General features: G+C 37.4%; 11 protein-coding genes and 1 pseudogene. 4 read left to right on the plus strand and 8 right to left on the minus strand.

Annotated elements, in window-relative coordinates:
* Positions 1–72: helix-turn-helix domain-containing protein (locus tag J2S08_RS22490; RefSeq protein ID WP_370875656.1), on the minus strand; the 72-nt coding region annotated here is incomplete at its 3' end.
* A gap of 9 nt (positions 73–81) precedes the next feature.
* A pseudogene (gene tnpA / locus J2S08_RS08560) lies at positions 82–290 on the minus strand (IS200/IS605 family transposase); the annotation flags it as partial.
* 389 nt (positions 291–679) lie between these two features.
* On the opposite strand from tnpA, the gene J2S08_RS08565 reads away from it, so the two are divergent.
* The 3 genes from J2S08_RS08565 to J2S08_RS08575 all read left to right on the plus strand — a co-directional run bounded on the left by J2S08_RS08565 (position 680) and on the right by J2S08_RS08575 (position 4,376).
* Positions 680–2,218, plus strand: a complete 1,539-nt coding sequence (locus J2S08_RS08565) for a class I adenylate-forming enzyme family protein (protein WP_307228585.1) — start codon at positions 680–682, stop codon at positions 2,216–2,218.
* 272 nt (positions 2,219–2,490) lie between these two features.
* The gene (locus tag J2S08_RS08570) at positions 2,491–2,844 is read left to right on the plus strand and encodes a DUF485 domain-containing protein (protein ID WP_307228587.1); all 354 of its coding nucleotides are present in this window, start codon (positions 2,491–2,493) and stop codon (positions 2,842–2,844) included.
* Entirely contained in the window at positions 2,841–4,376 is a 1,536-nt protein-coding gene (locus tag J2S08_RS08575; protein WP_307228589.1) for a solute symporter family protein, read from the plus strand. Before J2S08_RS08570 ends, J2S08_RS08575 begins: the two co-directional genes overlap by 4 nt.
* Before the next feature lie 171 nt (positions 4,377–4,547).
* Here J2S08_RS08575 and J2S08_RS08580 read toward each other — a convergent pair whose 3' ends face one another.
* Entirely contained in the window at positions 4,548–5,324 is a 777-nt protein-coding gene (locus J2S08_RS08580) for an ABC transporter ATP-binding protein (protein ID WP_307228591.1), read from the minus strand.
* Positions 5,325–6,691: 1,367 nt separating this feature from the next.
* On the opposite strand from J2S08_RS08580, the gene J2S08_RS08585 reads away from it, so the two are divergent.
* Positions 6,692–7,891 (plus strand): methyl-accepting chemotaxis protein, encoded by a 1,200-nt coding sequence (locus J2S08_RS08585; RefSeq protein ID WP_370875657.1) that lies wholly within the window; start codon positions 6,692–6,694, stop codon positions 7,889–7,891.
* Between the two features lie 381 nt (positions 7,892–8,272).
* Here the strand turns inward: J2S08_RS08585 and J2S08_RS08590 are convergent, their stop codons facing one another.
* The 5 genes from J2S08_RS08590 to rarD all read right to left on the minus strand — a co-directional run bounded on the left by J2S08_RS08590 (position 8,273) and on the right by rarD (position 13,983).
* Positions 8,273–10,042, minus strand: a complete 1,770-nt coding sequence (locus J2S08_RS08590) for a DUF4179 domain-containing protein (RefSeq protein WP_307228594.1) — start codon at positions 10,040–10,042, stop codon at positions 8,273–8,275.
* Positions 10,020–10,565, minus strand: coding sequence for a sigma-70 family RNA polymerase sigma factor (locus J2S08_RS08595; RefSeq protein WP_307228596.1), 546 nt, complete (start codon positions 10,563–10,565; stop codon positions 10,020–10,022). The genes J2S08_RS08590 and J2S08_RS08595 overlap by 23 nt, the downstream gene beginning before the upstream one ends.
* A 180-nt stretch (positions 10,566–10,745) precedes the next feature.
* A complete protein-coding gene (locus tag J2S08_RS08600) occupies positions 10,746–11,705 on the minus strand; it encodes an alpha/beta hydrolase (RefSeq protein WP_307228598.1) in 960 nt (319 codons plus the stop codon).
* Between the two features lie 135 nt (positions 11,706–11,840).
* A complete protein-coding gene (locus J2S08_RS08605) occupies positions 11,841–12,932 on the minus strand; it encodes a hypothetical protein (protein ID WP_307228599.1) in 1,092 nt (363 codons plus the stop codon).
* 133 nt (positions 12,933–13,065) lie between these two features.
* Positions 13,066–13,983, minus strand: coding sequence for an EamA family transporter RarD (gene rarD, locus J2S08_RS08610; protein ID WP_307228601.1), 918 nt, complete (start codon positions 13,981–13,983; stop codon positions 13,066–13,068).
* Between the last annotated feature and the right edge of the window lie 484 nt (positions 13,984–14,467).

Genomic DNA, 14,467 nt, shown 5'->3' on the forward strand with positions numbered 1-14,467 from the left:
ACCAAATGTTCTTGCGAAAAATATTTTTTGTTCTTCGTTTGGATATATCCGATATTTATATGCTTTCAACATTTTCTACACCTACTTTCTGCCTTTTTTTTCAATGTACTGCTTGATTGTTTCTACAGAAGTACCGTCTGTAGTAAACAGCAGAAACTTCTTGACCAAAACAATTCTTTCCAAAGTTTTTTACGAACAATGGGAAAGTCACGTTTTATTAGACGAGAACTTGCACGCTTATACACATTTAGAAACTTTGATAACTCACTATTCGGATGTGCCTTAAACATGCACATGGTTTTTTATAGTGCTATCAAACCATATTGTATATACTAATCATAGAACAATCTTTTGGCTTACGCCAACCGTAAATTCATCTCCCACTTTCATTGGGCTATGCCCTTCACATTTAGAAGTGGGAGAATTCTTTTCGGAAATCCAGTTAAAATCCCCCTTACTTTTAATAAAAATGATATAATCACGTTTATATACTGAACATTCAGAAATGAACGTCAATATTGAGTGATTGTATTCTCCATCGGTGGTCTCATAAAAAGACGGCTTAGTTGAAAGATAGCTATTTACGAGGAGGTGAAGGAAAAAATAGATGAACCAATCGTATGAGAGGAGCTGCAGCTTCTATAGTGGTGCTTTTAACATAATGAAGAGGTGAGGAAAAATGAATATTTCTGAATTGTTGGCGCGAAATGCAAGAAAACATGCCAATCATACAGCAATTGTTGCCGATTCAATATCACTAACATATCAAAATCTTCACGATAAGGTAAATTGTCTAGCAAACGCCCTCTTGCAGAAGGGCTTTCAAAAAGGAGAAAAAGCGATTCTTTTGATGCCGAATACACCTGAATTTTTAATTACTTATTTCGCTGTTTTACGGGTAGGCGGCATTGTTGTACCTGTCAATGCTAAATTTACACAGAGTGAGCTGCAATATGTAATCGACCATTGTGAAGCAAGTGTTTTATTTGCCCACGAATGGTTATGGGATACAGTCAAAAAACTCCCTGCTGATGCACCGCGTCTTAAAATCAAAACAGGAAAGGAAATGAAGCATTGGTTGTCCTTTGATGCACTATTAAGGGAAACTGACGACGAACCGGAGATTGTCTGTACGACTAAGGAAGATGATGAAGCAACACTTTTGTATACATCAGGAACTACAGGAACGCCAAAAGGTGTCCTTTTAACGAATCGCAATATTTTAAACACAGCAACAATGATGTGCATCGAACTATCGATGAAGCCAGAAAGCAGAATCCTTCATATGATGCCATTAAGTCATGCAGCACCTCTTCATTTATTTTTGGTCGCTGGTACATATGTCGGTGCGACCCACCTACTATCACCTACATTTACAACGGAGAAAATGCTTGAGATGATTCATAAAGAAAAGGCAACCCACTTCTTTGGTGCACCTGTCGTGTTTCTTTTTGCTGCAAAAATACCCAATTTGCATGATTTTGACCTTTCATCATTATCTTATTGGGTATATGGCGGTGCTCCTCTTTCTAAAGAGGATGTAACTTTTATTCAAAAGCAGCTAAAAACCGAACGTTTATTTTGCGTATATGGATTGACAGAAGCAGGGCCAAGCGGAACTATCCTCACACCAGACGACCATCACAGAAAAGCAGGAAGTATTGGAAAAAGAGCTGCCATTGGTACGGAAATTAAGCTTGTAAATGAAGAGGGAAAAGAAGTTGCAGTTGATGAGATCGGAGAAATTGCCTTATACAGCGAAAGTATAATGAAAGCATATGAGAAAGATCCTGCAGCAACGAGTGAAGTGATAAAAGATGGCTGGCTGTTGACAGGTGACCTTGCTAAACAAGACGAGGACGGCTATTTTTGGATGATCGATCGTAAAAAGGACATCATCATTTCAGGCGGCGTCAATATTTATCCAAAAGAAGTCGAAGAGGCGCTGCAGCAGCACCCACATATTTCTGAAGCAGCAGTCATTGGCATTCCTCATCCTGAATGGGGTGAAACAGTGAAAGCTTTCGTCGTACTAAATAAACCGCTAGAAGGGATTGAAGATGAATGCAAACATTTTCTTAACGGGAAAATAGCCGCTTTTAAAATTCCAAAACGCTATGAAGCAATTGATCAGCTGCCTAGAAATGCAACAGGAAAAATTTTAAAGCATGTACTTCGTAAATTGGAAATGAAAGAAGAGAGTTGTACCAGTTATTAGGAAGAATTCACATTTGGTACAAGCTTCACTGAGAGGGAATGAATGATAAAGTGAAACTTCCATCAGTGGGGTTTTCTCTCATCCCCCACTGAGAAGTAGAACAAATCTATGACTTTATGAATATAAACTTCATAAAAACGAGCTATTCTGTTAATCGATCGGGACTAATGGATGATATTGTAAACATTCTTATTGACTTTTCTTTCTGAATACTTTAATCTTTTTACATATTCTGATATATTAGAATCATATTGTGAGAAAGGAAGACAAACATGGGAACTGCGATAAAAAGCAAATTGGCAGCAGAAAATCAAAAAGAAAATTTTGAAGAAGTGGAAAAAACTGAAAAGTTTAAATATTTAATCAGAAAAAAGAAAAAATTTATTGTACCACTGACAATTTTCTTTCTAGTATTCTATTTTGCATTGCCAATATTCACTTCGTACACAAATGTATTAAATCACCCCGCAATTGGAGACATATCATGGGTATGGGTTTTTGCTGTTGCACAATTTCTTATGACTTGGACACTTGTCATGATTTACATGAAAAAAGCCGCTGTTTTTGACAAAATCGCTGAGGAAATGATAAAGGAGGAGATTGCTAGAGGAGGGACAAGGACATGAATGCTACCGTTATCACCTTATTTCTTCTCATCGTAGCCAGTACATTAATCATTACGTATTATGCAGCAAAAAGAACAAGGACAGCAAGTGAATTTTATACAGCCGGTGGGGGTCTGAGTGGATGGCAGAACGGTCTTGCCATCGCAGGCGATTATTTATCAGCTGCATCTTTTCTTGGAATTGCTGGTGCAATTGCACTTTTTGGCTTTGATGGCTTTTTCTTTAGTTTAGGATATCTTGTTGCTTACCTCGTCGTCCTATTCATCGTTGCTGAACCTCTTCGAAACCTTGGCCGCTACACCCTTGCAGATATGATCAACGCCCGTTTTGATGCAAAAAAGGTTCGTGCAGTTGCAGCGCTTAGCACGATTACAATCGTTATTTTTTACATGATTGCCCAACTCGTTGGAGCCGGAGCACTTATTCAATTGCTATTCGGAATTGATTATTGGCTTGCGGTATTGATTGTTGGCGTCATGATGACAATTTATGTATTATTCGGAGGCATGACTGCTACAAGCTGGGTTCAGATTATTAAAGCGATACTCTTAATGCTCGGTACAGTTATTATTTCATTTATGGTTTTGGCAAAGTTCAACTTTAATCCTTTCAGCATGTTTTCACAAATGAAGACCGCTACACCGTTAGGGGCAGACTATTTAAATCCAGGAGTCAAATATAAAGTCCCACTTGACACGCTTTCTCTTATGCTTGCCCTTGTTTTAGGGACAGCAGGTTTACCACATATTCTGATGAGATTTTTTACCGTGAAAGATGCAAAAACAGCGAGAAGCTCCGTTATGTGGGCAACATGGATCGTTGGACTTTTCTATATTATGACGATTTTTCTAGGCTTTGGTGCAGCCGCGTTTGTCGGTTCTGAAACAATTATAAAAGCAAATCCAGCTGGAAATATGGCTGCTCCGCTTCTAGCACAAGTACTTGGCGGCGATTTTCTTATGTCGTTCGTAGCTGCAGTTGCTTTTGCTACTATTTTGGCAGTTGTAGCAGGACTAGTCCTTTCAGGTGCATCCGCATTCGCTCATGATATTTACGGACAAATTATTAAAAAAGGAAAAATATCTGAGAAGAAGCAAATGCTTGCTGCTCGCTACGCATCCATCGCTGTTTCTATCTTCTCGATTCTGTTAGCATTGTTCGCCCAAAAAATGAATGTGGCATTCCTTGTTTCTCTCGCTTTCTGTGTTGCTGCCAGTGCTAACTTGCCTGTTATTATCTTTACGATCTATTGGAAAAAATTTAATACAGCAGGTGCCGTTACTGGGATGTTATCCGGCTTGCTATCTGCACTTATCCTAGTTGCGATCAGCCCGAATGTGTTTTCACCAATTGAAGGAGCGGCAATTTTTATAGGAGAACCAATATTTCCGCTTACAAATCCTGCATTGATTTCCGTTCCACTTGGATTCCTTGGAGCATATGCCGGAACGATTCTTTCCCAGGAACAAGACTTGGCTCGCTATGCGGAAGTAAAAGTGCGCGCTAATACAGGCTATCGAGGGGATAAATAACGAATAAGAGGATTCTCTCTAATTTTTAGTATGTAAAGTAATTGCTAGAAATCAATGAAAGCGTTTACCACATCTTAGAATACATTTATTTTAACAATGCCTTTATAACGAAGCAAACAGAGGCTGTCCCAAATGACTCGATCAAAATGGGAAGCTTCTGTTTTTATTTTCTTATTTCAATGAAATCGAGATGCGTTCTTTCTCTTTATTCTGCTGAACAGCAACCGGGGCATCAAAAAATGCCGTTAATTGTTCAGGAGTCAACACTTCCTTCGTCTTTCCGGAAGCAAACACTTCTCCCTGCTTCATCAACAATGTATGTGTAAAACACGGAAGTATCTCTTCAACATGATGCGTCACATAAATAAAGGTAGGAGAGTCAGGTTGTTTCGTTGCTTTATCAATGAATCCTAATAAATGTTCGCGGGCAAACAAATCCAATCCCGTACAAGGCTCATCTAAAATCAACAGCTGTGGAGAAGCCATTAATGCACGAGCAATCAATATACGCTGGCGCTCCCCCTGGGATAAAGTTGCATATGTTCTTTCCTTCAAGTGCTCGCATCCCAATATTGTTAAAAGCTCGTCAGCCTTTTGCAAATCATCATGTACAACCTGTTCATATAAGCCAATCGTTGCAAACTTTCCACTCAACACAATCATTTCTGCTGTTTCATTCTCGGGAAGCCTTTGTTGCAGCGAGGAACTAACCCAGCCTATCTTTTTGCGCAGTTCCCCTACATTTGTTGTTCCAAATGTATTCCCTAAAACAGTTACGGTCCCTGAAGTTGGCCAAATATAGCCATTGATCATCTTCAGAAGCGTTGTCTTTCCGGAACCATTTAAACCGACAAGGCACCAATGTTCACTAGATTTAACTTTCCAAGAGACTTCTTTTAAAATCGATTTCCCTTTCCGCTGCCATGAAACATCCTTTAGCTCAATCATCGTTATTTTCGCCTCTTCCTAAAAATCTGTTCTTTCAACTTTTTATAATTTTCAGTATAACAAAAAAGTGTCGTCCTTTGGAATTAAGGTGTCGCCACAATCAGATGATCGATAGAACCATAGATGCCATACATCGCTGCACATGCATAAAGTGAGCCCGTTTTCTTTCTTATCCAACCAAAATAAAGGTAAATATACCAATTGATATGGCATAGAAAATAGAGATCTAAGAGTTTTATAGTAAAAAATATGATAGTACACAAAAACACGCCCTTGGTTAAATAGACCTATATACCATTCTTTATTTGGATACTGTTATCAATTATCCCAAATATTTGTTAAGAAATAAGTGATAAGGCTTGGCCAATCTCTATAAAAGAGGTAAGATAGTAATAGTACTTATTTTACTTCATTGCAAAAAAATGAAAATAAACCTAATAAAATCCTAAATATTCCTTATTATGTGTTTTTTGTCCTAGTATGAGAAGCACTATTCATATGTTCGTACTATTGAAAACAATAGGAAAATGATGGTATTTTATTATTATAGATAATCGTATTCAAAAAGTGGAGGGATTTTGTGCCAAAATATTAGCGAAATAGTAGAAAAGAACTTAGCCTAAATAGACCATCAAACCACTATGATGTTTGCTAGAAAAGAAAGGAGCTGTTGCATTTAGCTATTCCAAATAGATAAAAAATATGCTGCGTTTTTTAATCGACTTGTTGATGAATCATTAAAAAAATAAATTTGTTTTACTTGCAAAACGCATACATATTGTATTCGGAATATTCTATTATCAATTAAATGTAGAAAAGAGGTCTTATACATGTTTCGTTCTTCGACTCGCATGTCTTTTTTCAAAAAAAATTTGTTTTATTCCGCCAGCTTTGTCATTTTATCTGGAATTATTCTCGTCTTTATCAGCTATTCTATTCAAAACAGAGCGATGATGAATAATTTGATTGAAAATACGATTGGTATGGCTCACTATTCAAAAGACCATTTTACATTAGAAGATGTGAATGGCATTATGGAAAATCATGATACTGATGGAACAATTCAATTAGAAGTAAAACGAGAATTAGACAAAATCACCGAGTTAAATCATAATATTGCCCAAAGCTATATTTTAGATGCTGATATTATTGACAATGCAGTAGTAATGCATGCTATGTACCAAGGCCATTATGATGCAGGCGCAGTACCAGGAGACCTTTTCGAATTGCCAAAAGAATTTGCCGATGCCTATGCAGAAGCATTAAAAGATGGGAAGCCAGTACCTACTGCAGCATATACGGATGTATACGGTGATTGGATTAGTGTGCTTGACCCTATTTACGATGAAAATGGAAAAGCAATTGCCATGTTTGGAATTGATGTCGACATTAGTGTCGTCAAAAATGCAAAAAAGCAATTGATAACATCACTTGCCATTGTCCTTCTGATATTAAGTTCTATTACCGTTACCACTCAATATATTGTTACACGTAAAGTATTTCAACCGCTTACACAATTATTCCAGATTATTAAAAAAGTTGGTGACGGCCATTTCAATGAGAGATTAAATATAAATAGACATGATGAGATTGGCCAATTAAGTAGCCAATTTGACTCCATGATTGACAATATGAGCAACATGATTCGCACTGTTCAAAACACAACCGAACAAGTATCAGCATCTTCAGAGCAATTGCTGGCAAGCTCAGAAAACACAAAACATGCGTCAACTGAAATTGCGTCAGCGATTCAAGAAGTTGCAAATGGAAATGAAGTGCAGCTGCAAAGTTCAGAAGAAAGCACCAATGCGATTCGCGAAATGGCGATGGGCGTCCAAAGTATCGCAGACGCTTCCTCTAATGTTAGTGAAAAGTCACAGCATACTGTTAATGAAGCAGTTAGTGGGAATGATCTAGTGCAGCACTCTATTACACAAATTAATCGCATTAACAGTACTGTTGGAGAATCAGCAGAAATCATGAAACGGCTTGAAGAACGCTCAAAGGAAATTAGCGTCATTATCGATACGATTACAAGCATTGCAGAGCAAACGAATTTACTTGCCCTTAATGCAGCAATCGAATCAGCTCGCGCTGGTGAACACGGACGCGGATTCGCCGTTGTTGCGGATGAAGTTCGCAAACTTGCAGAACAATCTCATAGCTCAGCAGAACAAATTGTCGAGTTAGTAAAACAAATTCAAGATGACACCAAACTTTCTGTAGAAGCGATGAATGAAGGAATAAGTGAGGTGCACCTAGGTATAACAGCGATTCAAGAAGTCGGCGACGCCTTCCAGCGCATCCTTGATTCTGCTAAAGATGTAGAGGGAGAAATCCAAGAAGTATCTGCAACTTCGGAAGAAATGTCGGCTAGTTCAGAAGAAATAACGGCGGCAATGGAGCAAATCACTTCTCTTTCACAACAATCTGCCCAAAATTCACAAAGAGTTGCTGCCGCTTCAGAAGAACAGCTCTCCTCAATGGAGGAAGTATCAAGTTCAGCAGCCCACTTGTCCAAAATAGCAGAAGAATTGCAAACAATCGTTGGGAAATTTAAAGTGTAACTTGCTTACAAAACCGAGCTAAAATGAAAACAGTTGGAGAAAAATGGATCGTTTTTCTACTGTTTTTGATTCGAGCTGGCAAATGCCCTTCTTTGGTCGATAAACAGCTCTATTTGGCTGATAATTTTCGAAAGTGGCTTATAACTTACTCGTTTCGATTTATTAATCAATAAATCTAGTTGATAACGCTTCTGCTTCTTTTTGAGTGAATATAAAACGAAAGGAAAAACCTTTAGTAGAGGATTTTTATTTTCTAGATCAAACATGACGTTGTTATAAAATCCTAATTCGTCAAAAGATCTTTTTATAAGTAACAAGGGGCTGCACTGAAATCATTTTTAGCTAGCATGAATGCAGCCCCCTGATTATTTATTGAAGGAATTAATTGCTGCTTCCGTCTAATGAGATTTTCATTTCTCCAACAATATTTGGTTCTGACAATGTCATTGTGTGAGCGTTCATTTTTTCTACTGTGGAGAACCGTTCAAAACGCTGTTGATACAAATTCTCTTTGTTACTAATTCGTTCAGGCAAGTTCTTGCGATCATATACTTTTCCTGATGTGTCTGTAAAAGAAAGGTTATTGGCTTGGCTATAAGCGAGTGCACCAAATGTACGATAAGTAACAACCGTACTGTCTTTCTCATGTTCAATTTTTTCAATGATCATTCGTTCAACACCATCTTGTGCAAGTTTAAGAGGCAGTTGCTGTTCATCCACCTGCTCTTTAATATCTCCAACAATAATTGGTTTCGTCCAATACGCAATCGTCTGAGCGTTCATTTTTTCTACTGTGGAGAACCGTTCAAAACGCGCTTTAAAGAGATTTTTTTCGTTATCGACTTTTTCAATATCGGCCTTCTTTTTATATGCTTTTCCTGACTCGTCTGTAAAAGAAAGGGAAGAGTGTGAACCAAAAGAGCGATAAGTGACCACTGTAACTTCTGAAAAATGTTCAATTTTTTCAATACTGATTCGTTCAATACCGTCTTTAACAAGTTTGAGGGGCAGCTGCTGCTCATCTACCGTTTCTTCAATTAAATTCATCGATGCTGCTTCATTATCTAATTCCCATTTTATGATTTGCAAAGTCGCAACCTTTGGCAATTCTCCTATTGGCTCAAAATGTTCTTTAATGTTATATACACTATCTTTTCTATCAGAAAATACCGTACCTTTTGGAAGATGAAGTTGCTTTAATTCCAATCCGTTCTCGTCTAACAGTCTAAAATAAAATTCTGAATAATCTGTCGTTTCTTCTTTATCAGCTTCTTTCGGAATTGTCATTCTCATGCCAAGTTTAACGGTTGTAGGACTAACTTGTATCGATCTTAAATGTAAACTAAACTCATCTGTTTCCATTTGCTGATCTTTCACATATGTTTCACCACTAGCTTGTTTTTTCACTGGCAACGCCATTGACCAATTGCCTTTGTCATACCCTAGCTGCTCCACATTCAACGTAAGTGTAAAGGCATCCTCTTTAGGAAGATGACGTGAAAACGAGATGATACCTGCATATTTGTTTTTATTTAAATAGGCTCCACTTACTATCCCTTCGTCGAGTAATTTCCCATCCGCTTTAAAGGTCATGTCTTCTATATCAATCATTTCGGCATTATCATCATGAAGTTCTTGTATATAACTTAGCGAAAGTCTGATGCCATCATAAACAACATCTGTAATCTTTAGCGTCGAAGATGGAGAGGAAATCTCTTGACCTACAATATTTGCATTGTTTTGTTTTGATGTGTTAAAAAGCTTATTTTGCTGGTTAACGTTCGAGTCTACTATATTTGCATTGTTTTGTTTTGATTCTTTAGCCTCAGCAGCAATCATTTCTCCAGCTGCATTTGAATTGTTTTGATTCGATCCTTTTAAGCCTTTTTCCCCTAACAAATGAAACACCGAGCCAACGACTGGAATCTGTTGAAGGGATTTTGCAAAAGTCGGAGACAACATGCTGCTTACCATGAGTACACTAACTATCGCGATTGCAGCAGTACTGCTCCAGACCGTTAATATCATCCGCTTCTTTTTTGCTGACAAGTTTAATAGCGTTTCATCGACTTTTGCTGAAAATGCTGTTGGTACGTTTGTTTTTACTTGTTCTAATTTTTTTTCTAGCTTATAATGTTCGTTTTTGTTCATCTTCTCCCACCTCTTCCTTTGTTAAAAATGTATAAAGCTGTTTGCGTCCACGATGTAAATGAGTTTTGACAGTACCCTCTGGCATTTCTAAAATTTCTGCGATTTCTTTTACTTTCAATGCTTCAAAATAAAATAAGATGATCACAAGACGCAAATCGTCGGGCAGCATGGCCACTACTTCCTTTACTTCAATATGCCCATACTCTTTATCTACTGAACTTGCCAACTCTGTTGCCGGCAGCGGAACTACCTGTTTTCGATTTCTAAGCATTTGATAGCACTCATTAATTAAAATACGTGTCAGCCAAGTTTTAAAATATGGTGGCTGTTTTAGTTTATTTATGTTTTCATAGGCATTCATAATCGTTGTTTGAACTGCATCAGCACTGTCAAAGTCGGAACGTAAGATGGAAATGGAAACTCGATATAATGTTTGCTCATGCATTTTGATGAGTTTAGTAAATGCTGCCCGATTCCCTTTAATTGCTTTCTTCACAAGTTTTTCTTGATGATTAATAATCATTGTCACCCCCTATCATCACTCATTAGATGGTCTGACATTGGAAAAGGTTTTGATGGTAAAAAATTTTGTTGAAAAGATAACGCATAAAGGGGGTAACCAAAAACGCCTAAGCGTCCTCATTTGGCCACCCCCATTGACAGCATTTAATTGTTAAACCAAGCTAGCTAGCAACACAACAAGTTAATGTTCAGAAGAAAGGTTATCTAAAAACGTAAACATCTTATCTAAATACAATTCCTTTTGATACTGATACACTTTCATATGATCTCCTTTTGGTGCTTTCCAAAAATCGAATGCATCTGGATGCTTTTTCCACATTTTTTCACTTTCGGAAAACGGTATTTTTGTATCCTCTTCTCCATGTATAAAGAGAATTGGCCGCGGATACACGTTATCTACAGCAGCAAGAGCATCTACTTCATCAACACTCAACCCAGTCAGCGGTGGAATAATTGCCATAATGAAAGGTGTAAACGGATATTTCGGAAGGTCTGACCAAACAGAAAGATTATCCTCTAAATAAGTGCGAAGTTTACTAAATGGACTATCTACCAACACACCGCCAACTTCTGGTTCCTCAGCTGCAGCTAAGATCGATGTTGTTGCCCCCATTGAAAAGCCTAGTAAGGCGATTTGACCATTTGATTGTGCTTTTACCCAATCAATTGCCCCAAGCAAATCATTTTTTTCAAATTGACCAACACTTGTCACCTTTCCTTCTGATTCCCCACTATTTCGGAAATCAAACATGACAACTCCATAGCCAGAATCCACTAATTTATCAGCGATTTCAAGTGCAGGAACATCTGCTTGCACGCGATTCTGTTTATAGCCATGGGCAATTATAACCGTCATCTGCTTATCTTCTTCCTTAGGCGGGATATACCAGCCTTTCATTTTTAGCTCATCGCCCCGACTTTTAAATTCAATATCTTCATAGGCTAATTGCATTTTTGCTGGTGTAGTTTCAAGCGGTCGAGTTGGAGGATGCGTCAGCTGCCAACCGATATAGCCAGAAATGCCTGCTGTCACAACAATAGACAATATCAAAATAATAATGAGGGCATAAAGCAATATTTTAAAACGTTTTTTGGGCCGCTGTTTCAACAATGGCTCTATTTGTGGACTCCCTTGATCCATTTATAAAACACTCCTCTCAATAAAATGAAGCATCCTCTAGTGAGGGTTTTCTGTCACCCTCACTGATTAAGGTGCATGTCGCTGCCAAAGCTTTTCCTTCTCCTATTGAGTTTCAAACAATCGGACATTTAACTTTTAGTTTTCATCTAATAACCTTCCATTTTCTATATTAAAAGCTTCTAACTTACGTAAATAGATAGGGAGCCTTTCGGCAACAGCATGACGATTGCCAACCCTTAGTACGACTTCTTCTGTAAAATCTTCCTCCAACAGCTTTAAATGATGATGGGCTAAATCCAAAAGCAGTAAGAATTCTTCAGCAAATACGGAATATCTAACGTCCATTTCTGCTTGGGCATAACCATCGATAAAGCCGTCGGCAAACCATTCCAACTGATTCTTTACTAAGTGAAAATGGTGTTGTTTATAACGAGGTGAGCGATGATAAGTTGGAAACAAAGTACGGAAATTATTCATAAGATTCCCTGCAAAAACATGTCCACTGTATATGATAGGCAGCGGATCAATTAAACGTAAGCTGTTTTGAAAGACAATTAGATTTTCTGGCGATACATCTCGATTGGCCAACGATAATGTACAACCAGTTTTCAATCGGTGTTCCGTGATGGTTTTTATTTTTTCCATTACAGATGAGGCATCAAATGCGTATTTGGAATGCTTTAAATCTTCAAATTGTTCCCAAGCTTCCTCTGTTTCTTCTTTCCAATATTGATGAATATCTGTTTGTATTTCCCCCTGCAGTTTCCCATTGCTCCAACTTAAAAAACCAAATCCCTCTATATTTGGAGTTGTTTCGTGCATCTCGCGAAAAAATTCTCCACACTGATTCCCTAACATCACTGCTTGTTGATGATCCATTGTTTTTAATGACATGGTATCACCACAATACGATTCGATTGTAAATGAATGTTTAGGATCGACATGATATGTATAAAACTTAGGGCAAATTCCTTTTCTTATTTTATTTGCTTGTCGATAGTAGTAGCCACGGCCATCATATTCTGCAAACAGCTCTGATTCATCATAGGTAAAAGGCTTCCCATAAGAAAAGGCTTTCGGAAAGCGAATAACTGTTGATTCAAGTTCATTTGTAGAAAATAAATATGCCTCATGCCAAGCGCCCTCTCCCAAAAATGATACAGTTAGATTTTCTCTGCCTATTTTTTTTATCTCTAATGCTGTCGCTACTCTTTCCATGATCGTCATACGGATCTCCTCCTAGCTTATTGGGCGTATCTTTTTTTCATTCCTCTATAACCGGCTTCCTCCGAAAAGAATAATATTTTTCATTCATATTTAGAAAGGAGAAAGATACGCATATCATTCTCCGTTTCTTATATTAATGACTTTTTTTAGGGAAGGCCTTCAACATAAAAGTCGCTTTAGAAAATGAGAATAAAATTAAAGCAACCCAAATAAATAAAAACGAGATAAGCTGTACAGTAGAAAAGCCTTCTTTAAAAACAAAAACACCTAGAAAAAGCATGATTGTTGGTGCAATATATTGCAAGAAGCCAACCATCGTAAACGTAATTCTTTTCGTACCTTGGGCAAAGAAAATCAATGGAAGTGCTGTTACAGCCCCAGCTCCCATTAATAATAATGTGATTGAGAAAGACTCTACTCCAAACGAGCTAGTTCCATTTGCATATTGATACATTAACAACAGCAAGGCAGGAGGGGCCACGAACATTGTTTCATATGTTAAGCCAATTAAGGCATCATAATGGCTTAATTTCTTTGTTAAACCATATAAAGCAAAGGTTAAAGCTAATGATAGAGCAATCCATGGTACTTGTCCGTGTTGAATCGCCAAAATCCCCGAACCAATAAGAGCAAAGAAAAACGAAATTACTTGCCATCTATTTAATGTTTCGTTTAAAAAAATAATTCCTAGTAAAACGTTTAACAGCGGATTTAAATAATACCCTAGACTCGCTTCAACAACATGACCAGTGTTAACAGCCCAAATATAAATGAGCCAATTAGAACTTATTAATAGCGAGGAAGTGAAAACCGATAAAAAATATGTTCTTGTCCGAAATAAACCTTTTAAATTTGTAAAAAATGCATTTATTTTTCCAGTAATCATCAAAATGCAAATCATGAACACGAATGACCAAACAATGCGATGTGCCAAAATTTCAAGAGCAGAGACTGTTTGTAGAGGCTTCCAATATAAAGGTAAAAATCCCCATAGCAAATATGCTCCGACTACATACCATATACCTTTAGTTTGCTCGTTTGCATTTTTCATACTTTTCCCTCACTTATGATGACATACTTTTATTAGATTCACCTTATAAATATTACTAAAAACCTAAGCGGACTTCTCTATCTTTCTAGAAGTCCGCAACGACACTTTGACATGATCTTTATATACAATTTATCTATCCAAAAAGTTTCGAACAATTTCCAAGTATTTTTCTCTGTTAATGATGATACTTAAATGTCCTTCATTTTGAAAAGATTGAAGAGAAGCTAAAGGGAAGCCATTGTATGTGATAAGATGACCTTGTTCACACATTCTGGGCAAGCGTGCAGCAATTCTTGTGCTGCCAACCCTCCAAAAGATTGCCCAAGCACATGACAGGAGACAATATTTTCAGGTTTTAAGATTGTAATAAGACCATCGACTCATTTCATGGTTCTAGTATACATTGATGAACCCACTTCGTCACATTTGAAACCCTATCTTTTTTTACTATCACATATAGCATATTTAGAGTTCCCTATGCATT

Source organism: Bacillus chungangensis (assembly GCF_030812995.1).
In the GTDB taxonomy this organism is placed as follows: Bacteria; Bacillota; Bacilli; order Bacillales; family Bacillaceae_C; genus Bacillus_CF; species Bacillus_CF chungangensis.

Excerpts from the sequence above, each read along its gene's own strand:
- J2S08_RS08600 (WP_307228598.1), bottom strand. The coding sequence starts at position 11,705 with ATGGATCAAGGGAGTCCACAAATAGAGCCATTGTTGAAACAGCGGCCC.
- J2S08_RS08595 (WP_307228596.1), bottom strand. The coding sequence starts at position 10,565 with ATGATTATTAATCATCAAGAAAAACTTGTGAAGAAAGCAATTAAAGGG.
- J2S08_RS08565 (WP_307228585.1), top strand. The coding sequence starts at position 680 with ATGAATATTTCTGAATTGTTGGCGCGAAATGCAAGAAAACATGCCAAT.
- J2S08_RS08570 (WP_307228587.1), top strand. The coding sequence starts at position 2,491 with ATGGGAACTGCGATAAAAAGCAAATTGGCAGCAGAAAATCAAAAAGAA.
- J2S08_RS08590 (WP_307228594.1), bottom strand. The coding sequence starts at position 10,042 with ATGAACAAAAACGAACATTATAAGCTAGAAAAAAAATTAGAACAAGTA.
- J2S08_RS08585 (WP_370875657.1), top strand. The coding sequence starts at position 6,692 with ATGTTTGGAATTGATGTCGACATTAGTGTCGTCAAAAATGCAAAAAAG.
- J2S08_RS08605 (WP_307228599.1), bottom strand. The coding sequence starts at position 12,932 with ATGACGATCATGGAAAGAGTAGCGACAGCATTAGAGATAAAAAAAATA.
- rarD (WP_307228601.1), bottom strand. The coding sequence starts at position 13,983 with ATGAAAAATGCAAACGAGCAAACTAAAGGTATATGGTATGTAGTCGGA.
- J2S08_RS08575 (WP_307228589.1), top strand. The coding sequence starts at position 2,841 with ATGAATGCTACCGTTATCACCTTATTTCTTCTCATCGTAGCCAGTACA.
- J2S08_RS08580 (WP_307228591.1), bottom strand. The coding sequence starts at position 5,324 with ATGATTGAGCTAAAGGATGTTTCATGGCAGCGGAAAGGGAAATCGATT.